This is a genomic window from Agromyces sp. CF514, from assembly GCF_900113185.1.
Taxonomy (GTDB): Bacteria; Actinomycetota; Actinomycetes; order Actinomycetales; family Microbacteriaceae; genus Agromyces.
The window spans coordinates 2,316,794-2,336,045 of sequence record NZ_FOZD01000001.1 but is presented as its reverse complement, the minus strand read 5'-3'; the positions used below and the strand labels follow the sequence as shown (position 1 = coordinate 2,336,045).

Here is a 19,252-nt window from a genome sequence, read left to right as displayed (position 1 = left end):
ACGCCGAAGCGGCGTGGGCCGTTCCTCGGGAGTAGGGGTTTAGTCGTCCGACTTCTTGGTGTCGGGAGTCGTGTCGTTCGGGTTCTCGGTGCGGTGCGCCTCGTCGCGCTCGCCGAACTCGGGCTCGCCCTCGATCGACTCGTGCGCGCCGGCCTCGTCGTCGACGACGGCGGGCTCGACCACGCGGGCGATGGTCTGGCGGTGCACCGTGAGCACGGTTCCGGGTGCGGCCTCGAGCTGCACCTGGTTCTCTTCCTCGTCGATCGAGACGATCGTGCCGAACACACCGAAGTTCGTCATGACCCGGGCACCGGGGACCACGTTCGACTGCAGCTTCTGGGCCTCGGCCTGACGCTTGCGCGAGTTGCGGAACATGAAGAAGATCAGGACCGCCAGGACGGCGAGCATGATGATGGTGAACGGATCGAGCGTCATGAGGGGGGAGAACCTTCCGGAGTGCGGCGAACCGCACGAAGTCGACGGCGGTGAGGACTGAGCCTCAATGGATTATAGGTCATCGATCGGAAGTGCCGTGTCGCCGTTCGCGAGGCCGAAATGCCGCCACGCGGCCGGGGTCGCCACCCGCCCACGGGGAGTTCGCGTGATCAACCCGATGCGTACGAGGAACGGCTCGACGACGGCCTCGATGGTCTCGGACTCCTCGCCGACCGAGACGGCCAGCGTGTTCAGTCCGACCGGCCCACCGCCGAACCGGGTCAGGATGGTCTGCATGACGGCCCGATCGAGACGGTCGAGCCCGAGTGCGTCGACGTCGTAGAGATCGAGGGCCGCCTGCACGGCCGAGACGTCGGCGTGCCCCGTGTGCACCAGCGCGTAGTCGCGTACGCGCCGCAGCAGACGGTTGGCGATGCGCGGCGTGCCGCGGCAGCGGCCCGAGATCTCGACGAGCGCCGCGCGGTCGATGTCGAGTCCGAGCAGCACGGCCGCGCGCGCCAGCACCTGCTCGAGCTCCGCGTCGTCGTAGAACTCGAGATGGGCGGTGAAACCGAACCGGTCGCGCAGGGGGTTCGGCAGGAGGCCGGCGCGGGTGGTCGCACCGACGAGGGTGAACGGCGAGAGGTCGAGCGGCACCGAGGTCGCTCCGGCTCCCTTGCCGACCATGATGTCGATGCGGAAGTCCTCCATGGCGAGGTAGAGCATCTCTTCTGCCGAACGCGCCATGCGGTGGATCTCGTCGATGAACAGCACTTCGCCGGGCACGAGCGAGCTCAGGATCGCGGCGAGGTCGCCCGCGTGCTGGATCGCCGGCCCGCTCGACATGCGCAGGGGCCTGCCGCTCTCATGCGCGACGATCATCGCGAGCGTCGTCTTGCCGAGCCCGGGCGGACCTGCGAGCAGGATGTGGTCGGGCGTGCGCTGCTGCAGCGTCGCGGCGGTGAGCAGCAGTTGCAGTTGCCCGCGTACACGGGTCTGTCCGACGAACTCGGCGAGGCTGCGCGGGCGCAGGGCTCCTTCGAAGGCCAGCTCGGCCTCGGAGGCGAGCACGGGATCGGTCAGGTCGAGATCGGCTCCCCCGGCGTCGGTCATCGCGCCCGCCCGGCAGTCTGGGCGGGGCCGAGTCGTGCGAGCGAGAGCCGCAGGACGGCGGGCACCGACGCGGCATCGGCCGGAGTCGCCTCGGCCATGACCTCGTCGACGGCCTCGACCGCGGCACGCTCGGTCCACCCGAGACCGGTCAGCGCGGCCAGCACGCTGTCGGCGACACCGCGCGGGACGGCGGCCGAACCGGCCGACGTCTCTGCGGAGCTCGGCGCGACGAGCTTGCCGGCGAGCGAGACGGTGATGAGCTTCGCCGTCTTGGGGCCGATGCCCGAGACCTTGCGGAACGCGGCGTCGTCGTCGGCGGCGATGGCCGTGGCGATCTGCGACGGCGACATGGCCGACAGCACGCCGAGCGCCGAGCGGGGGCCGACCCCCGTGACCCCGATGAGCAGTTCGAACACCTCGAGCTCGTCGCGCGTGCCGAACCCGAACAGGGTCAGCGCGTCTTCGCGGACGATGAGGCTCGTGTGCACGAACAGCTCGTGCCCCTCGCGCGAGGTCAGCACGAGCGCGGGGGTGGTGTGCACCAGCATGCCCACCCCTCCGACGTCGAGGACGAGCGTGGTGCCTGCGGCGACGAGCACCGGACCGCGGAGGGAGGAGATCACTCCTTCACCCTACGGGCCGCCCCCGACACGGCCGCGGACCGTTCGGCGGCGAGCCATGCCCGTTGCGCGGGCGTGAGGGCGCTCTGCGCCGCGGCATCCGGATTCGCGGCATCGGCGACGGCGGCGCCCGCGACGCCGCCGGTTCGCCAGGCGTGGCAGATGGCGAGGGCGAGCGAGTCCGCGGCATCCGCCGGCTTCGGAACGGACTCGAGGCCGAGGATGCGCGCGACCATCGCGCCGACCTGCGCCTTGTCGGCACGTCCGTACCCCGTGATCGCGGCCTTCACCTCGCTCGGCGTGTGCAACGCGACCGGCAGCTTGCGACGAGCCGCGAGCAACATGGCGACGCCCGAGATCTGGGCCGTGCCCATGATCGTCGACACGTCGCTGCGGGCGAAGACCCGTTCGAGCGCGACGGCCTGGGGGCGATGCTCGTCGAGGATCGCCTCGAGCCCCTCGGCGATGCGCACGAGTCGGTTCGGCGTGTCGAGGTCGGCCGGCGTTCGCAGCACGACCACGTCGACGAGCCGCGCCGTGCGGTTCGGCTCGACGTCGACCACGCCCACCCCGCATCTGGTGAGGCCGGGGTCGATGCCGAGCACCCGCACGGCGGTCGGCCTACTCGTCGGTCTCGAGCTCGGCCTGCACCTCGGCGGTGAGGTCGAAGTTCGCGTACACGTTCTGCACGTCGTCGCTGTCTTCGAGGGCGTCGATCAGGCGGAAGACCTTGCGCGCGGCGTCGGCGTCGATCTCGACCTTGAGGTTCGGCACGAACTCGATGTCGGCGGACTCGTAGTCGAGGCCCGCCTCCTGCAGGGCCTTGCGCACGTCGACCATGGCCGACGGGTCGGTGACGACCTCGAAGCCCTGCGGGTGCGACTCGATCTCCTCGGCGCCGGCCTCGAGGGCGGCCAGCATGACGTCGTCTTCGGTCGTGCCCTCGCCCGACACGATGATGACGCCCTTGCGCGAGAAGTTGTAGGCGACCGAACCCGGGTCGGCGAGCGTGCCGTTGTTGCGGTTCAGTCCGGTGCGCACTTCGGCGGCCGCGCGGTTCTTGTTGTCGGTGAGCACCTCGATCATCAGGGCGACGCCCGACGGGCCGTACGCCTCGTACGTGATGCTCTGGTACTCGACGGCCTCGCCGCCGATGCCGGCGCCGCGCTTGATGGCGCGGTCGATGTTGTCGTTCGGCACCGAGGTCTTCTTGGCCTTCTGCACGGCGTCGTACAGGGTGGGGTTGCCGTTCATGTCGGCTCCGCCCATCTTGGCGGCGACTTCGATGTTCTTGATGAGCTTCGCGAACGACTTGGCACGGCGCGAGTCGATGATCGCCTTCTTGTGCTTGGTCGTCGCCCACTTGGAATGCCCGGACATGCGTCTCCTGAATCGATCCTCCGCGACCGATGCGTTCCGGTTCGCGCCAGCCCATTCTAGTCAGCGCCCGTTCACGGCGCCTTCATGCGAGCAGCTTGTCGAGCGTGCGCAGGTTGCGATTGGTGGTCGTGGGCTTGAACCTCGCCTTCGCGGCGAGCTTCGCGAACGCGCTGTCGACCCCCCGCTCGCGCCGGTTGTGCCAGTACAGGACGCCGTCGCCCGCCTGCACGACGTCGTCCGCCGGATCCAGGTCGGCGGCCGCCTGCAGCAGGTCGGCGAGGTCTGCGGCGTCCGACCCGAAGAGCACGTACGGATGCCAGCCCTCGCGCTCGGCGTCGAAGGGGAACGCCGCGACGACGCCCTCGAGTTCCTCTCGGGTGATGAGCACGATCCACGCCTCGTAGCCGAAGCGCTCGCCGAGCGCGTGCTCGATGCGCGACTTGAGGGCGACGGATGCCGCGGCCGGGCCTCCATCGCTCGAAGCGGGGTCCTCGAAGGCGACGTTGCCGCTCGCCAGCACCGTTCGCACCGCGGTGAACCCGAGGGACTCGAAGAGCGTGCGGAGCTCGGCGGACTTCACGGTGATGCCGCCGACGTTCACTCCGCGGAGGAGCGCGATGTACGAGGTCATGGGCCGAGCGTACGACGACCCGTCGCGGAGCGCCTCCCGGTGCCGCGGGCCAGGATCACGCCATCGCGGGAACGACGCCCGAGGCCCCGGCTGCGCCCCGCCCGATCGCGCGAACGCGCGCGATCGCCCGCTCGTACTGACGGCGGCCGACCGTGCGGTACGCGACGCGGATCGGAGCCGGGAGCTCCTTCGCCACCCATGCGGCGCGCTCGGACTCGGGAACGCTGTCGATCATGAGCCCGAGCAGCACGAAGATCGGCATCGGCGGCTTGTGGCGCTGCGCGTGCTTGTGGATGTCGTCCCATTCGGCGTCCGAGAGGATCGCGTCGAGCACGGGGAAGGCTTCGCGCTCCTCGTCGGCCAGGTGTTCGAGGAGCAGCCGATCGACCTCGTCGAGCTCGGCGGCGATGCGGGCGGCCGTCGGTGCATCGGCCCGGTACGCCCAGCGGTCGACGAGCGCATCCGCGACGTCGAGGCGATCGGAGACGGCGCCGTGCTGGCGGCGCATGAGCTCGACGTGCAGTCCGCAAGCCGGAGCACGGTCGGTCATGACGTCCCAGAAGTACTCGTCCTCGGTGCGGTGATGCACGTGCAGGAGGGCGATGATGCCGTGGAGGTGCTTCGCGACGCGCTTCGCGTGCGACGTGTCGTCGGGGGCGACGCCGCGGACGAGCGCGGGCGCTTCGGCGAACAGGCGGCGGAACAGCCGATGGATGACGACGACCTCGTCGCTGCGACAGGTCGTGCCGGGAGTGACGGCGCGATCGGGCGCGCCGGTGCTGGGAAGGCGAGTGGTCATGCCGGCAACGCAACCGCATCGCACGCACGGCGGCACCGGGGACATCCCTGCTCTCCGGTCGGGGATGTCCCGCGACGATCACCCCGGGTGGGCCCTGAGCCCGGCTCCGAGCCGCAGGCTACGCGGCCACTGCTCGGGACCGGACCTTGTCGAGGAAGTACTCGTGGAAGCGGTGCTCCCCCGTGATCTCGGGGTGGAAGCTGGTGCCCAGCAGGTTGCCCTGCTCGACGGCGACCACGCGACCGTCTGCGAGCGCCGCGAGGGCGGTCGCGTTCGGACCGACGGACTCGACGACCGGGCCGCGGATGAACACCGCGTGCACGTGCGCGTCACCGAGGGCGGGCACGTCGAGGTCGGTCTCGAACGACTGGTTCTGCGATCCGAAGGCGTTGCGGCGCACCTCGACGTCGAGTCCGCCGAGCGACTCCTGTCCGGCGATCGCGTCGAGCACGGTGTCGGCGAGCATGATGAGGCCCGCGCACGTGCCGTAGACCGGCAGTCCGGCCGCGATCGCCTCGCGGAGCGGTGCCTGCAGGCCGAAGATGCGGGAGAGCTTGTCCATGACGCTCGACTCGCCGCCCGGGATGACGAGCCCGTCGATCTCCTCGAGCTCTCCGGGTCGGCGCACGAGGGAGACCCGCGCTCCGAGGGCGGCCAGCACCCTCGCGTGCTCGCGGAAGTCGCCCTGCAGGGCGAGCACGCCGACGCGGGGGCCGGCCGAGGCCGGGTCCCCCGCGTCGAGCGATTCGCTCAGGAGGTTGGTCGTCACCAGCCGCGCTCGGCGAGGCGGTGCGGTGCGGCGAGGTCGGCGACGTTGATGCCGACCATGGCCTCGCCGAGTCCGCGCGACACCTCGGCGATGACGGACGGGTCGTCGTAGAACGCGGTCGCCTTGACGACGGCCGCTGCCCGCGCCTCGGGGTTGCCCGACTTGAAGATGCCCGAACCCACGAAGACGCCGTCGGCGCCGAGCTGCATCATCATCGCGGCATCCGCCGGGGTGGCGACGCCGCCCGCGGTGAAGAGCACCACGGGGAGCTTGCCGGTCTCGGCGATCTCGACGACGAGGTCGTACGGGGCCTGCAGCTCCTTCGCGGCGACGTACAGCTCGTCCTTCGTCATGGAGCGGAGCACGTTGATCTCGGACCTGATCTTGCGGATGTGCTTGGTCGCCTCGGAGACGTCGCCCGTTCCGGCCTCGCCCTTCGAGCGGATCATGGCCGCACCCTCGTTGATGCGGCGGAGCGCCTCGCCGAGGTTGGTCGCGCCGCAGACGAACGGGGTGTTGAAGCCCCACTTGTCGATGTGGTTGACGTAGTCGGCCGGGGAGAGCACCTCGGACTCGTCGATGTAGTCGACGTCGAGGGCCTGGAGCACCTGCGCCTCGACGAAGTGGCCGATGCGGGCCTTCGCCATGACGGGGATGGAGACCTCGGCGATGATGGCCTCGATGAGGTCGGGGTCGCTCATCCGGGCGACGCCGCCCTGGGCGCGGATGTCGGCGGGCACGCGTTCGAGCGCCATGACGGCGACGGCGCCGGCGTCTTCGGCGATGCGGGCCTGCTCGGGGGTGACGACGTCCATGATGACGCCGCCCTTCAGCATCTCGGCGAGGCCGCGCTTCACGCGGCTGGAGCCCGTCTCGGGTACGGTCACTGGGGATCCCTTCGGAGGTGCGCGCGGGACGACGCGCAGCATTTCAGACAATGAGGATGTTTGTCCTAGGCCAAAAGGTAGCATGGGCGGCAAGCCACCGCAGACGGAAGGAGGACGGTGACGTGATCGTCGACATCGAGGGCCGTTCCGCATCCGAGATCGCCGAGAGCCTGCGCACGCTCATCGAGCGCGGCGAGCTACGCCCCGGCGATGCCCTGCCCCCGGTCCGCGCCCTCGCCGAGCAGCTCGGAGTCAACCGCAACACCGCGGTGTCCGCCTATCGGCAGCTCATCAACGCCGGGGTGGTCGTCACCCGCGGCCGCGGCGGCACGCGTGTCGCCGGCGCCTCCCCCGTCGCGCAGGAGGGCTTCGCCGCCGACACGGCCCTCCGCGACCTCGCCACCGGCAACCCGGATGCCTCGTACATCCCCGACCCGTCCGACGCCCTCGCGGGCATCGCCCGCCGTCCGGTGCTCTACGGCGAGCCCGTCATCGACCCCGGCCTCGACGACTGGGCGAACGAGTGGATGAGCGCCGACCTGCCGTCAGGAACCCCGATGCGCATCACCGTCACGAGCGGCGCGGCCGATGCCGTCGAACGCCTGCTGGCGCAGGCGCTGACCCGCGACGACGCGGTCGCACTCGAGGATCCGTGCTTCCTCACGAGCATCCACACCGTCCGCGTGGCGGGCTACCGGCCGGTCCCCGTGCCGGTCGACGACGAGGGCATGACCGTCGAGGGGCTGCGCGCCGCGCTCGAGCAGGGCGTCCGCGCGGTCATCTGCACGCCGCGGGCGCAGAACCCGACGGGGGCAAGCCTCTCGGAGCAGCGCGCGGCCGAGCTGCGAGCCGTGCTCGCGGAGCATCCGTACGTGCTCGTGATCGAGGACGACCACTACTCGCTGCTCTCCCGGCAGCCGAAGCACTCCATGATCGGTGTTGGCCACCGTCGCTGGGCGCTGGTGCGCTCGGTGTCGAAGTTCCTCGGTCCCGACATGTGCCTGGCGGTCACCGCGTCCGATCCCGAGACGGCCGACCGGCTCGCGATGCGCCTGACCCCGGGCACGACCTGGGTCAGCCACCTGCTGCAGCGCCTCGTGCACGCCCTCGTGACCGATTCCGACGTGCGCGCCGGCATCGAACGGGCCGGGGTGCACTATGCCGAGCGCAACGCGCGGTTCGCCGAGCTGCTCACGCGCCAGGGCGTGCATGCCGCCCCCGGCGACGGCCTGAACGTCTGGGTTCCGCTCGGGGCGCCGGCACGCGACGTGTCGGAGCAGCTCATGCGCCGCGGATGGCTCGTCCGCCCGGGCGACGAGTTCGCGCTCGGCGACCGAACGCCGTCCGAGCGCCTCCGGCTGACGGTGCACGAGCTTCCCGACACCGACCTCTCGAAGCTCGCCGCCGACATCGGCGCCTCGGTCCGCGCCGTTCGCGACCAGCAGCGGATGGCGGGCTGAGCACGCACGTCGAAGGTGCGATGATCGATCGGTGAAGATTCTCTCGATCCAGTCGGCGGTCGCCTACGGCCACGTCGGCAACTCAGCCGCCGTCTTCCCCCTGCAGCGCATCGGCGTCGAGGTGATGCCGGTCTACACGGTCAACTTCTCGAACCACACCGGGTACGGCGCCTGGCGCGGCCCGCTCATCTCCCCCGACGACGTGCGCGAGGTCATCACCGGCATCGAGGAGCGCGGGGCGTTCCCGACCACCGACGCCGTGCTCTCGGGCTATCAGGGCGGCGAGGGCATCGCCGACGTCATCCTCGACGCCGTCGCGAGGGTCAAGGCCGCGAATCCCGACGCGATCTACGCGTGCGACCCCGTCATGGGCAATGCGAAATCCGGATGCTTCGTGGCGCCGGCCATCCCGATCCTGCTCCGCGAGCGCGTGGTCCCCGCCGCCGACCTCATCACGCCGAACCAGTTCGAGCTCGGGTTCCTCACGGACACCGAGCCCGACACCCTCGAGTCGACCCTCGCCTCGGTCGACCTCATCCGCGCCACCGGTCCGTCGATCGTGCTCGTCACGAGCGTCGAGCGCCCCGATCGCGAGGAGGGCACGATCGAGATGCTCGCCGTCGACGACCACGGCGCGTGGATCGTGCAGACTCCCCTGCTGCCGATGAAGGCCAACGGCTCCGGCGATGTCAGCGCCGCACTGTTCACGGCGCACTACCTGCGCACCCGCGACGCCGCAGACGCGCTCGCCCGCACCACGTCGAGCGTGTTCGACCTGCTCGAGCGCACCTACGAGTCTGGCGAGCGCGAGCTCCAGCTCGTCGAGTCGCAGGAGTCGTACGCCAACCCCCGCATGCAGTTCACGGTGCGTCAGGTTCGCTGACCACCGGCATCCGCTCGTCGCGACTCGTCGGGCGGATGCCGCGCGCCGGCGCCTCTGGCCCCGTCACCGCGAGGCGGCCGACCGCGCAGTGCGCGGGCGGGACCGCTCCGCACCTACGCGGGCCAGGCCTCGGAGACCGCTACGCGCACGTCGCCGAGCAGCTGCGGAAGCGCCTTGGTGCGCGCGATGATCGGGAAGAAGTTGGCGTCCGACGCCCAGCGGGGCACGACGTGCTGGTGCAGGTGCTCGTCGACGCCCGCACCTGCGACCGCCCCCTGGTTCATGCCGATGTTGAAGCCGTCGCAGCGCGAGACCTCGCGCAGCACGCGCATGCCGGTCTGCGTGAGCTCGCCGATCTCTGCGACCTCCTCGGGCGTCGCCTGGTCGTAGGTCGCGATGTGCCGGTACGGGCAGACCAGCAGGTGCCCGGAGTTGTACGGGAACAGGTTCAGCAGCACGTAGGCGGTGCGGCCGCGGTGAACGATGAGCCCGTCGGCGTCGGACTTCTCGGGAGCCGCGCAGAACGGGCACGCCGAACGCATCGCGTCGGCGCCGGCGTTGATGTAGGCCATGCGGTGGGGCGTCCAGAGGCGCTGGAACGCGTCGGGCACGCCGGGCAGGGTCGCCGCATCGACGAGCCCCTCTGCTGCGGCATCCGCAGGGTCGGGGCTCGTCGAGCGGTCGGTCACGCGAGGTCCTCGGCCGTGTTCACGAGCTTGCGACCGGAGATCGCGTCGAGCACGAGCGCGATCGCGTCGTCGACCGGCACGCCGTTGGTCTGCGAGCCGTCGCGGAACCGGAACGACACCGTGCCGCCCGAGCGGTCCTGCTCGCCGGCGATGAGCTGCAGCGGCACCTTCTGGGTCGTGTGGGTGCGGATCTTCTTCTGCATGCGGTCGTCGGAGTGGTCGACCTCTGCGCGCACGCCATGCGCCCTGAGCTTCGCGATGATCTCGTCGAGGTACTCGGAGTACTGCTCCGCCACCGGGATGCCGACGACCTGCACGGGTGAGAGCCACACGGGGAAGGCGCCCGCGTAGTGCTCGAGCAGGATCGCGAAGAACCGCTCGATCGAGCCGAAGAGGGCGCGGTGGATCATGATCGGCCGGTGGCGCTCGCCGTCGGAGCCCGTGTACTCGAGGCCGAAGCGCTCGGGCAGGTTCGGGTCGACCTGCACCGTCGAGAGCTGCCAGGTGCGGCCGATGGCGTCGCGGGTCTTCAGGTCGATCTTCGGGCCGTAGAACGCCGCCTCGCCCGGCACCTCGGTGAGCTTCAGCCCGCTCGCGACCGCGACGTTGCGCAGCGCGTTCGTGGAGTACTCCCAGAACTCGTCGGAGCCGATCCACTTCGACTTCTCGTCGTCGCGCATCGACAGCTCGAGCTCGAAGTCCTCGAGGCCGAAGTCGCGCAGCATCGAGATGACGAACTCGAGCACGCGGGTCGCCTCGGTCTCGAGTTGTTCGGGGGTCACGAACAGGTGCGAGTCGTCCTGCGTGAAGCCGCGCACGCGCGTGAGCCCGTGCAGGGCGCCCGAGAGCTCGTTGCGGTAGACCGTGCCGTTCTCGGCGAGCCGCATCGGCAGGTCGCGGTAGCTGCGCCCGCGCTCCTTGTAGATGAGGATGTGCATCGGGCAGTTCATGGGCTTCAGGTAGTAGTCCTGGCCCTGCTTGGTGATGTTGCCCTCGGCGTCGCGCTCCTCGTCCATCACGATGGGCGGGAACATGCCCTCCTTGTAGGTGATGAGGTGGTTCGAGGTGAGGAAGAGGTCTTCCTTCGAGATGTGCGGCGTGTAGACGTAGGTGTAGCCGCCCTCGATGTGACGACGGCGCGCGTGCTGCTCCATCTCGCCGCGGATGACCCCGCCCTTGGGGTGCCAGACCGAGAGGCCCGAGCCGATCTCGTCGGGGAACGAGAAGAGGTCGAGGTCCTTGCCGAGCTTGCGGTGATCGCGCTTGGCGGCCTCCTCGAGGCGGTGCTGGTAGGCGCGCAGCTCGTCCTTCGTGGGCCAGGCGGTGCCGTAGATGCGCTGGAGCTGCGGGTTCTTCTCGCTGCCGCGCCAGTAGGCGCCCGCAACGCGCTGCAGCGCCCAGCCGTTGCCGATCATGCGGGTGTTCGGCAGGTGAGGGCCCCGACAGAGGTCCTTCCAGGCGACCTCGCCGGTCTTGGGATCGACGTTGTCGTAGATCGTGAGCTCGCCTGCACCGACCTCGACGGACTCGTGGTCGTCGCCCGAGCCCTTGCCGTGCCCGCCGGAGCCCTTGAGCCCGATGAGCTCGAGCTTGTAGGGCTCGTTCGCGAGCTCGGCGCGGGCCTCGTCGTCGGTCACGACGCGGCGCACGAAACGCTGACCCGAGCGGATGATGCGACCCATCTCCTTGTCGAGGGCCTTGAGGTCCTCGGGGCTGAAGGCCTCTGCGACGTCGAAGTCGTAGTAGAAGCCGTCGGTCACGGGCGGGCCGATGCCGAGCTTCGCCTCGGGGTTGATCGACTGCACGGCCTGCGCGAGCACGTGGGCGGCGGAGTGGCGGAGGATCGAGAGCCCGTCGGGCGAGTCGATCGTGACGGCCTCGACCTCATCGGCATCCGTCACCGTCGTGGCCAGATCCTTGAGCTCGCCGTTGACGCGCATCGCGACAACGGAACGATCGGTGAAGAGCTCGAAACCGTCGGCCACTGTGAACCACTCCCTGTGAGTTGAGATGAACCCTTCAACTGTAGTCGGGCGCGGGCGGGCGATTCGCCCGCGCGCAGGACCCGATCGCCCCGTGCCGCCGCCGGGCGGCTTGCGCGGCGGCTTGCAGCGAACGGCCGGTTCGGGCGACCCGACTTGCGGCCGCTTGCGTGCGCAGTCGCAAGAACTCGACATTCTCTCGACAATCCGCGATGAACCCTTGTGAGCGTCGAAGGCGCGGCCGTACATTCGCCTCACTCGACGGGATCGCACCCGTGTCCGATGACGTACACCACGAGAGGAATCGAGTCGATGACGACCCGTGCCAGTTCCGAAGCCGCGCCTCCGCGCACCAGTCCGCCCCGTTCCGCTCGCCGGCGTTCGGCCGTCGCGGTCGCGATCGCCGCACTCGCGGTCGCAGGCGTCGTCTCGACTCCGCTCGCGGCCTCCGCCGCGCCGCCGAAGCCCGCGCCGGTCGTGACCCGCGCCTCACTCGATCCGGCACTCGTGCAGGGCCGGGGCGCCGACGTGCCGTTCCTCGAGCAGGAGGCCGAGAACGCGACGACCACCGGCTCCGTCATCGGCCCCGCACGCGAGGCGTACACGTTGCCCGCCGAGGCGTCGGGACGCAGTGCCGTGCAGCTCGATCCGGGCGAGTACGTCGAGTTCACGCTGCCGGCCGCCGCCAACGCCGTCACGGTGCGCTACAGCATCCCCGACTCCCCCGACGGCGGCGGCATCCAGGCGCCGCTCGCGGTCTCGGTGAACGGCGGCCGCGCGCAGACCATGACGCTCACGTCCGAGTACTCGTGGCTGTACAACCAGTACCCCTTCACGAACGACCCGAACGCCGACCTCCTGCACCCCGACTGGTGGGTCACCGAGTGCGGCTGCGTACCGGGCGCCGGGTACGCCGTCTCCAAGCCGTTCCGGCCGATGCACTTCTACGACGAGCAGCGGATGCTGCTGGGCAAGACGTATCGGGCAGGCGACGTCGTGCGGCTCACCGCCCCGAAGAACTCCCCCGCGGCCGTGACGACGATCGACCTCATCGACACCGAGCGGGTCGCCGCACCGCACGTGCGGCTCAAGGCGGCGAACGTGCTCCTCTTCGGCGCCGACCCGTTCGGCAAGCGCGACGCGGCCGGCGCATTCGACCGGGCGATCGCCTTCGCGAAGGCGCACCGGCTGCCCGTCTACGTGCCGCCCGGCGTCTACTCGATCAGCCGGCACATCATCGTCGACGACGTCACGATCGAGGGCGCGGGCAACTGGTACACGACCATCCGCGGGCGCGAGGTCTCACTCGGCACCCCCGCACCCGACGGCTCCGTGCACACGGGGGTCGGGTTCTACGGGAAGGATGCCGCGGACGGCGGCAGCACGAACGTGCACCTCTCGGGTTTCGCGATCCAGGGCGACGTGCGCGAGCGGATCGACACCGACCAGGTCAACGGCATCGGCGGCGCGATGAGCTCGTCGAGCATCCGCGGACTGCACCTCAGCCACACGAAGGTGGGCATGTGGTTCGACGGGCCGATGCACGACCTCGTCGTCGAGGACAACATCATCGTGAACCAGGTCGCCGACGCCCTGAACTTCCACACGGGCGTCACCGACTCCACGGTCTCGGGTAACTTCGTGCGGAACACGGGCGACGACGGCCTGGCCATGTGGTCGGCGCACATCGCGAACGCCGGCAACACCTTCGACCGCAACACGGTGCAGTCGCCCTCGCTCGCGAACGGCATCGCGATCTACGGCGGTACCGACACGACCGTCTCGAACAACCTGGTCGCCGACCCCGTGCGCGAGGGCAGCGGGATCCACGTCGGATCGCGCTTCGGCGCCGAGCCGTTCACGGGCACGCTGTCGATCGCCGACAACACGACCGTCCGTTCGGGCACCTACGAGCTCAACTGGAACATCGGACTCGGCGCGATCTGGTTCTACGCGCTCGACCGCTCGATCGACCAGGCCGACATCGTCGTGAGCGGCGACCACTTCCTCGACAGCACCTACAGTGCGATGATGCTCGTCACCGAATGGGGCGTGAAGGACGCGTACCGCATCGACGGCGTGCAGTTCCGCGACATCCGCGTCGACGGCACCGGCACGAACGTCGTCAGCGCCCGGACGGCGGGCTCCGCGAGCTTCGAGAACGTCGACGTGCGCGGCGTCGGGCACTGGGGCGTGAACAACTGCGGTGCCTTCAACTGGGACTGGGTGAACGGATCGGAGTTCTCGCTCGCCGACCTCGGAGGCAACGACGGCGTGGACGCGAACGAGTACCACCCAGGTACCCCGTGGCTCGCCCCGTACCTGCCGAACCTGATCACATGCAACGATCGGCCGCCGGTCGTCGCTCCCCCGGCGCCGTCGACCTGGTGACGTCGCCGACGCGGCTCTGCCCGATGGCAGCCCGCACATGACGAAGGCCCCGGCTCATCGAGCCGGGGCCTTCGTGCTTCGTGCGCGATACTGGGATCGAACCAGTGACCTCTTCCGTGTCAGGGAAGCGCGCTACCGCTGCGCCAATCGCGCGAAAGCGAAAACCCCCGGCGCGAACCAGGGGCTTCGTTTCGGTGGGCGATACTGGGATCGAACCAGTGACCTCTTCCGTGTCAGGGAAGCGCGCTACCGCTGCGCCAATCGCCCGAAATCAAGACAGGTCTTGATTTTGGAGGTGGATACGGGATTCGAACCCGTGTATACGGCTTTGCAGGCCGCTGCCTCGCCTCTCGGCCAATCCACCGCGTCTGGGTTCTCCACCAAAGAACAGGATCGAGGCGGGGCCTTGATCCTGATCAGAGCGGATGACGAGATTCGAACTCGCGACCCTCACCTTGGCAAGGTGATGCGCTACCACTGCGCCACATCCGCGTTGCTGTGCATTTCTGCGTGCAGAGAGACTCTAACCGATAGTCCGATCGATTCACAAACTGAGCGGTGTTCACCCCTCGTTCAGCCCGGTGACGGGCGGAATCCGGCCGCGCAACCCGGGCGTGTCGCCCGCTCCAGCGCCTCGAACGGCCGACCTGAGCGGCATGCCGGCGACCTCCGGAGCGGCCCGCGCGGCCCCTCGACACGCCACGATTCGCTCGATGTGCATTTGCGCGCGTTCGTCGCTAGTATCGATTCCGCGCGGTCACCCCGGTGAGCCGCGAATCCCACATGGGCGATTGGCGCAGCTGGTAGCGCGCTTCCTTCACACGGAAGAGGTCGTCGGTTCGAGCCCGGCATCGCCCACGAAGGCCCCCACTCCACTGGGGGCCTTCTTCAGTTAACGCGCACCGGCCTTCAGGTAGCGCGCACCGACCGGTGCTTCATGAGGCGCACCGACCGGCGACGCCCACTGACCTGCCCCGCACGACTGCGCGGCGCGCAGGTGCAGCTCAGCGCCAGCCGTACCTGGCGTTGAGCGCCTTCGCGAGCTTCAGGTATCGCTCGGCGTCGAGGGATGCGGCCTCGCGGCGCATGCCTCCCGTGTGCACCTCGAACACGCGGTCGATGTTGGCCCAGCTCGGGCGCCCTGCGGAGTCCCACGCGCCCGCACCGAGCGGCACGAAGTCGCGCGAGCCCTCGTGCGCCTTGCTCGTCAGCTGCACGGCCAGGAACGTGTCCGAGCCGGCTGCCGCGACCACCACGACCGGACGGTCCTTGCCCCGCCCGTCGCGCTCCTCGTAGGGCACCCACGTCCAGACGATCTCTCCGGGATCGGGCTGCCCGTCGGGCGACGGGGCATAGGCGAGGTCGACGCGACGAAGCCCCTTGGGATCCACCTCGACCGTGGCCGACGGCCCCGCTTGGCCGGGCGACAGCAGTCCGGTCGAGACGGACGCGCGGCCCGCGGAAACGGACATGCGCCCCGAGGCATCCGTCTTCCGAGCGGTGCTCGTCGAGCTTCCGAAGAGGCCGCGGATGGCACGACGAAGGGCGGTGAGGAAGCGGCCGGTGTCTGTCACACCCGCACACTACCCCACCGCCCTCGCGGTGGATCAGTGGATTCAGACGGTCTCGAGCTTGTACGCGTCCTCGCCGTGGACGGCGGTGTCGATGCCCGCGATCTCGTCCTCGTTCTTCACGCGGAAGCCGATCGTCTTCTCGATGACCCAGCCGATGCCGAAGGCCAGCACGAACGAGTAGAGCAGCACGGCGCCTGCGGCGATCGCCTGCACCATGAGCTGCGTCGGGTCACCGCTGTAGATGAGGCCCGTGCCGTTGGCGAAGAAGCCGAGGTACAGCGTTCCGATGAGGCCGCCGACGAGGTGGATGCCCACGACGTCGAGCGAGTCGTCGAAGCCGAACTTGAACTTCAGGTCGATCGCCAGGGCGCAGACGGCGCCGGCGACGAGGCCGAGGACGATGGCCCAGCCGGGCGTCAGCGAGGCGCAGGCGGGCGTGATCGCGACGAGACCCGCGACCGCACCGGATGCCGCACCGACCGAGGTGGGCTTGCCGTCCTTGAGCTTCTCGACGAGGAGCCAGGCGAGCAGGGCTGCGGCGGGAGCGGCGAGCGTGTTGACCCAGGCGAGCGCGGCGGTGCCGTCGGCGGCGAGCTCGGAGCCCGAGTTGAAGCCGAACCAGCCGAACCACAGCAGGCCGGCGCCGAGGAGCACGAAGGGCGGGTTGTGCGGGACGTGCGCGCCCTTCGAGAAGCCGACGCGCTTGCCGAGCACGAGCGCCAGGGCGAGTGCGGCTGCACCGGCGTTGATGTGCACCGCGGTGCCACCGGCGAAGTCGATGACGCCGACGCCGAACGCCTCCTGCATGCCGAACGTGGTCCAGCCGCCGTAGGCGAAGGAGCCGTCGTCGGCGAGGCCGAAGTTGAACACCCAGCTCGCGACCGGGAAGTAGACGATGGTCGCCCAGATCGCGGCGAAGATCATCCACGCGCCGAACTTGGCGCGGTCGGCGATGGCGCCCGAGATGAGCGCGACCGTGATGATCGCGAAGGTCGCCTGGAACGCCACGAACGCGAGCGGCGGGAAGGCGGCGTCCTCAGGGACCTCGAGGAGGCTGGTGAGGCCGATGGCCGACCAGTCGATGGACCAGGGGGCGACGAGGCCCTCGGCACCGGGGAACGCGATCGCGTAGCCGTAGAGCACCCACAGCACGCCGATGAGGCCGATCGCGCCGAAGCTCATCATCATCATGCTGATGACGCTCTTCGCCTTCACCAGACCGCCGTAGAAGAACGCGAGTCCGGGGGTCATGAGCAGCACCAGTGCCGCCATGATCAACAGGAACGCGGTGTTGCCTTGATCCATCTCGAACCTCTCTCGGGGAAAACAGGCCGGGGAACCTGTGTCGCCAAGTTTCACGAGAGGACGTTTCGTGCGGGACCGTGTTCTGTTTCGCGGGTGTTACGTGCTGGACCTCAACGTAAACAGCGCGTTTCGCGCCGCTCGCCGAACGATGTGAGATCGCACGGAAACGGCCGGGATCGCGGCGTCGAGGGTCAGTCGTGCGGCGGGAGTTCGCCCGTGGTCAGGGCGATCATGCGGCTCATGGCGCGCAGGTACTTCTTGCGGTAGCCGCCGGCCATCATGTCGGCGTCGAAGACCTGGTCGAGCGCGAGCCCGCTCGCGATGATCGGCACCTCGGCGTCGTACACGCGGTCGATGAAGGCCACGAGGCGCAGGGCGGCGTTCTGGTCGGAGAGCTCGTGCACGCCGCTCAGCGCGATGAACTCGACGCCGTCGAGCAGCTTCACGTACTTCGAGGGATGCACGGTGGCCAGGTGCGCGATCAGGCCGTCGAACGCATCGAGGGAGACGGCGTGACCGCGGGCCGCGAGCGCCTGCGCCTTGGCGGCGACATCCGCTTCGCCCTCGAGCGTCGTGGAGCGGCCCTCGGTGTCGCGACGGCGGTAGTCGAGCCCGTCGATGCGCAGGGTCTCGAAGTTCGACGAGAGCGCCTGGATCTCTCGCAGGAAGTCGGCGGCCGCGAACCGCCCCTCGCCGAGCGCGTTCGGCGGCGTGTTGCTGGTGGCCGCGACGCGGGTTCCGCTCGCCATCAGCTCACCGAGGAATCGGGTCATGAGCATGGTGTCGCCCGGGTCGTCGAGTTCGAACTCGTCGATGCAGACGAGCTTCGCCCCGCGCAGCAGTTCGACGGCCTGCGCGTACCCGAGCGCTCCGACGAGCGCCGTGTACTCGATGAACGTGCCGAAGTACTTCGGCCCGTGCGCGACGTGCCAGAGCGATGCGAGCAGGTGCGTCTTGCCGACGCCGAACCCGCCGTCGAGGTACACGCCGGGAAGCTCGATGCGGGCCGGGCGCTTGCGCGAGAAGAATCCCCCCGGGCGCTGGGCTGCGCGCCACGCCCCGGCGAACTGGTTGAGCCGGTCGAGCGCGGCCTGCTGGGAGTCGAAGTCGGGGTCCGGTCGATACGAGTCGAACGAGGCGTGCGCGAACTGCGGCGGCGGCACGAGCTCCGACGCGATCTCGGCGCCCGAGATCGACGGGTTCCGGTCGACGAGGCTGATGAGGGCGTGGCTCGCTGCCGTGGTCATGGGTGATTGGCTCCCGTGTTGCACCGGATGACCCGGGCGGTGTCTTCGACATGCACGCCGCGTAGATTCGACGTGGATCAGGTCAACAGCCTAGACCGCCAGCCCCGCACCCCCGTCCGACCGGACGATCACAGGAGGTTCAGATGTCCGCCGAGCTCGATGCATCCCCCAAGTTCGCCGAGTACGCCCACCCCGGGCGACTCGTGTCCACGCAGTGGCTCGCGGACCACCTCGGCGAACCCGGTCTCGTGGTCGTCGAGTCCGACGAAGACGTGCTGCTCTACGAGACCGGGCACATCCCCGGCTCGGTGAAGGTCGACTGGCACACCGAGCTCAACGACCCGGTCGTGCGCGACTACCTCGACGGCGAGCAGTTCGCCGCATTGCTCGGCTCGAAGGGCATCGCCCGCGACTCGACCGTCGTCATCTACGGCGACAAGAACAACTGGTGGGCCGCCTACGCGCTCTGGGTGTTCACGCTGTTCGGGCATGAGGACGTGCGACTGCTCGACGGCGGGCGCGACCTCTGGATCGCCGAGGGCCGCGAAATCACGACCGACCCGACGAGCGTGGTCCCGGTCGAGTACCCCGTGGTCGAGCGTTCCGACGTCGAGGTGCGCGCCTTCAAAGAGGACGTGCTCGGACACTTCGGCAACCCGCTCATCGACGTGCGCTCCCCCGAGGAGTACACCGGAGAACGAACGAGCGCACCGGCCTACCCCGAGGAGGGAGCGCTTCGGGCCGGACACATCCCGACTGCGGCATCCGTTCCCTGGGCACGGGCCGCGGCCGGCGACGGCACCTTCAAGGATCGCGCGGAGCTCGACGCGATCTACCGCGACGAGGTCGGCCTCCAGGACGGCGACGAGGTCATCGCGTACTGCCGCATCGGCGAACGCTCGAGCCACACCTGGTTCGTGCTGACCCACCTGCTCGGCTTCGAGCACGTGCGCAACTACGACGGCTCCTGGACCGAGTGGGGCAGCGCCGTGCGGGTGCCGATCTCGACGGGCACCGAGCGCGGCGAGGCGCCGACGCGCTGAGCGAGCGGATGCCGCGGGGCGGGCGACGCGCGCGTCGACCGCCC

Annotated in this window: 18 protein-coding genes and 5 tRNA genes; 5 read left to right on the top strand and 18 right to left on the bottom strand. The window is 69.6% G+C overall.

The genetic code is table 11. The features are described 5' to 3' along the window. Positions 1 to 39: 39 nt before the first annotated feature. The 9 genes from yajC to pdxS all read right to left on the bottom strand — a co-directional run bounded on the left by yajC (position 40) and on the right by pdxS (position 6,676). The gene (yajC, locus tag BM342_RS10435; protein ID WP_092965454.1) at positions 40 to 435 is read right to left on the bottom strand and encodes a preprotein translocase subunit YajC; all 396 of its coding nucleotides are present in this window, start codon (positions 433 to 435) and stop codon (positions 40 to 42) included. Between the two features lie 72 nt (positions 436 to 507). Further along, positions 508 to 1,548, bottom strand: a complete 1,041-nt coding sequence (gene ruvB / locus BM342_RS10430; RefSeq protein ID WP_092965452.1) for a Holliday junction branch migration DNA helicase RuvB — start codon at positions 1,546 to 1,548, stop codon at positions 508 to 510. Beyond that, positions 1,545 to 2,171, bottom strand: a complete 627-nt coding sequence (gene ruvA / locus BM342_RS10425) for a Holliday junction branch migration protein RuvA (RefSeq protein WP_092965450.1) — start codon at positions 2,169 to 2,171, stop codon at positions 1,545 to 1,547. Before ruvA ends, ruvB begins: the two co-directional genes overlap by 4 nt. After that, positions 2,168 to 2,779: a crossover junction endodeoxyribonuclease RuvC gene (gene ruvC / locus BM342_RS10420; RefSeq protein ID WP_092965448.1), complete on the bottom strand. Its 612-nt coding sequence runs from the start codon at positions 2,777 to 2,779 to the stop codon at positions 2,168 to 2,170. Before ruvC ends, ruvA begins: the two co-directional genes overlap by 4 nt. A gap of 10 nt (positions 2,780 to 2,789) precedes the next feature. Next, complete coding sequence (locus tag BM342_RS10415; protein WP_092965446.1) at positions 2,790 to 3,548, bottom strand: YebC/PmpR family DNA-binding transcriptional regulator; 759 nt, start codon at positions 3,546 to 3,548, stop codon at positions 2,790 to 2,792. Positions 3,549 to 3,630: 82 nt separating this feature from the next. Further along, the gene (locus BM342_RS10410) at positions 3,631 to 4,179 is read right to left on the bottom strand and encodes a DUF1697 domain-containing protein (protein ID WP_092965444.1); all 549 of its coding nucleotides are present in this window, start codon (positions 4,177 to 4,179) and stop codon (positions 3,631 to 3,633) included. Between the two features lie 55 nt (positions 4,180 to 4,234). Further along, positions 4,235 to 4,978, bottom strand: coding sequence for a hemerythrin domain-containing protein (locus tag BM342_RS10405; RefSeq protein WP_177232133.1), 744 nt, complete (start codon positions 4,976 to 4,978; stop codon positions 4,235 to 4,237). Positions 4,979 to 5,096: 118 nt separating this feature from the next. After that, a complete protein-coding gene (gene pdxT / locus BM342_RS10400) occupies positions 5,097 to 5,747 on the bottom strand; it encodes a pyridoxal 5'-phosphate synthase glutaminase subunit PdxT (RefSeq protein WP_369823129.1) in 651 nt (216 codons plus the stop codon). Continuing rightward, positions 5,744 to 6,676: a pyridoxal 5'-phosphate synthase lyase subunit PdxS gene (gene pdxS / locus BM342_RS10395; RefSeq protein ID WP_092965440.1), complete on the bottom strand. Its 933-nt coding sequence runs from the start codon at positions 6,674 to 6,676 to the stop codon at positions 5,744 to 5,746. The genes pdxT and pdxS overlap by 4 nt, the downstream gene beginning before the upstream one ends. Positions 6,677 to 6,756: 80 nt before the next feature. Between pdxS and BM342_RS10390 the strand changes: the two genes are divergently transcribed. Continuing rightward, complete coding sequence (locus tag BM342_RS10390; protein ID WP_255368661.1) at positions 6,757 to 8,094, top strand: aminotransferase class I/II-fold pyridoxal phosphate-dependent enzyme; 1,338 nt, start codon at positions 6,757 to 6,759, stop codon at positions 8,092 to 8,094. 31 nt (positions 8,095 to 8,125) lie between these two features. Then, positions 8,126 to 8,977, top strand: a complete 852-nt coding sequence (gene pdxY, locus BM342_RS10385) for a pyridoxal kinase PdxY (RefSeq protein ID WP_092965436.1) — start codon at positions 8,126 to 8,128, stop codon at positions 8,975 to 8,977. A 113-nt stretch (positions 8,978 to 9,090) separates the two neighbouring features. On the opposite strand, the gene BM342_RS10380 is transcribed toward pdxY, so the two are convergent. Together BM342_RS10380 and thrS are read right to left on the bottom strand one after the other, a co-directional pair. Beyond that, positions 9,091 to 9,666 (bottom strand): HIT family protein, encoded by a 576-nt coding sequence (locus BM342_RS10380; protein ID WP_177232132.1) that lies wholly within the window; start codon positions 9,664 to 9,666, stop codon positions 9,091 to 9,093. After that, positions 9,663 to 11,606 carry a threonine--tRNA ligase gene (thrS, locus tag BM342_RS10375; RefSeq protein WP_218154933.1) on the bottom strand — a complete coding sequence of 648 codons (1,944 nt, stop codon included), beginning with the start codon at positions 11,604 to 11,606 and terminating at the stop codon, positions 9,663 to 9,665. Before thrS ends, BM342_RS10380 begins: the two co-directional genes overlap by 4 nt. 354 nt (positions 11,607 to 11,960) lie before the next feature. On the opposite strand from thrS, the gene BM342_RS10370 reads away from it, so the two are divergent. Then, a complete protein-coding gene (locus BM342_RS10370; protein WP_092965432.1) occupies positions 11,961 to 14,039 on the top strand; it encodes a glycosyl hydrolase family 28-related protein in 2,079 nt (692 codons plus the stop codon). A gap of 81 nt (positions 14,040 to 14,120) precedes the next feature. On the opposite strand, the gene BM342_RS10365 is transcribed toward BM342_RS10370, so the two are convergent. The 4 genes from BM342_RS10365 to BM342_RS10350 all read right to left on the bottom strand — a co-directional run bounded on the left by BM342_RS10365 (position 14,121) and on the right by BM342_RS10350 (position 14,531). Then, positions 14,121 to 14,192: transfer RNA gene (locus BM342_RS10365), tRNA-Val, on the bottom strand. Positions 14,193 to 14,234: 42 nt separating this feature from the next. Beyond that, a tRNA-Val gene (locus BM342_RS10360) sits at positions 14,235 to 14,306 on the bottom strand. Positions 14,307 to 14,329: 23 nt separating this feature from the next. Next, positions 14,330 to 14,403, bottom strand: a tRNA-Cys gene (locus BM342_RS10355). A gap of 56 nt (positions 14,404 to 14,459) precedes the next feature. Next, a tRNA-Gly gene (locus tag BM342_RS10350) sits at positions 14,460 to 14,531 on the bottom strand. A gap of 293 nt (positions 14,532 to 14,824) precedes the next feature. Between BM342_RS10350 and BM342_RS10345 the strand changes: the two genes are divergently transcribed. Further along, a tRNA-Val gene (locus BM342_RS10345) sits at positions 14,825 to 14,897 on the top strand. 146 nt (positions 14,898 to 15,043) lie between these two features. Here BM342_RS10345 and BM342_RS10340 read toward each other — a convergent pair. The 3 genes from BM342_RS10340 to zapE form a co-directional block, all read right to left on the bottom strand. Next, positions 15,044 to 15,613 carry a type II toxin-antitoxin system PemK/MazF family toxin gene (locus tag BM342_RS10340; protein ID WP_255368660.1) on the bottom strand — a complete coding sequence of 190 codons (570 nt, stop codon included), beginning with the start codon at positions 15,611 to 15,613 and terminating at the stop codon, positions 15,044 to 15,046. A 42-nt stretch (positions 15,614 to 15,655) separates the two neighbouring features. Next, positions 15,656 to 16,918, bottom strand: a complete 1,263-nt coding sequence (locus BM342_RS10335; RefSeq protein ID WP_092965430.1) for an ammonium transporter — start codon at positions 16,916 to 16,918, stop codon at positions 15,656 to 15,658. 191 nt (positions 16,919 to 17,109) lie between these two features. Further along, complete coding sequence (gene zapE, locus BM342_RS10330) at positions 17,110 to 18,165, bottom strand: cell division protein ZapE (protein ID WP_092965428.1); 1,056 nt, start codon at positions 18,163 to 18,165, stop codon at positions 17,110 to 17,112. A gap of 143 nt (positions 18,166 to 18,308) precedes the next feature. On the opposite strand from zapE, the gene BM342_RS10325 reads away from it, so the two are divergent. Next, positions 18,309 to 19,208 (top strand): sulfurtransferase, encoded by a 900-nt coding sequence (locus BM342_RS10325; protein WP_092965426.1) that lies wholly within the window; start codon positions 18,309 to 18,311, stop codon positions 19,206 to 19,208. Positions 19,209 to 19,252 lie beyond the last annotated feature (44 nt).

Bases quoted from the DNA above. Each gene is read 5' to 3' on its own strand.
- zapE (WP_092965428.1), bottom strand. From the start codon at position 18,165: ATGACCACGGCAGCGAGCCACGCCCTCATCAGCCTCGTCGACCGGAAC.
- yajC (WP_092965454.1), bottom strand. From the start codon at position 435: ATGACGCTCGATCCGTTCACCATCATCATGCTCGCCGTCCTGGCGGTC.
- BM342_RS10410 (WP_092965444.1), bottom strand. From the start codon at position 4,179: ATGACCTCGTACATCGCGCTCCTCCGCGGAGTGAACGTCGGCGGCATC.
- thrS (WP_218154933.1), bottom strand. From the start codon at position 11,606: ATGCGCGTCAACGGCGAGCTCAAGGATCTGGCCACGACGGTGACGGAT.
- BM342_RS10405 (WP_177232133.1), bottom strand. From the start codon at position 4,978: ATGACCACTCGCCTTCCCAGCACCGGCGCGCCCGATCGCGCCGTCACT.
- ruvB (WP_092965452.1), bottom strand. From the start codon at position 1,548: ATGACCGACGCCGGGGGAGCCGATCTCGACCTGACCGATCCCGTGCTC.
- BM342_RS10325 (WP_092965426.1), top strand. From the start codon at position 18,309: ATGTCCGCCGAGCTCGATGCATCCCCCAAGTTCGCCGAGTACGCCCAC.
- BM342_RS10370 (WP_092965432.1), top strand. From the start codon at position 11,961: ATGACGACCCGTGCCAGTTCCGAAGCCGCGCCTCCGCGCACCAGTCCG.
- pdxS (WP_092965440.1), bottom strand. From the start codon at position 6,676: ATGCTGCGCGTCGTCCCGCGCGCACCTCCGAAGGGATCCCCAGTGACC.
- BM342_RS10415 (WP_092965446.1), bottom strand. From the start codon at position 3,548: ATGTCCGGGCATTCCAAGTGGGCGACGACCAAGCACAAGAAGGCGATC.
- BM342_RS10335 (WP_092965430.1), bottom strand. From the start codon at position 16,918: ATGGATCAAGGCAACACCGCGTTCCTGTTGATCATGGCGGCACTGGTG.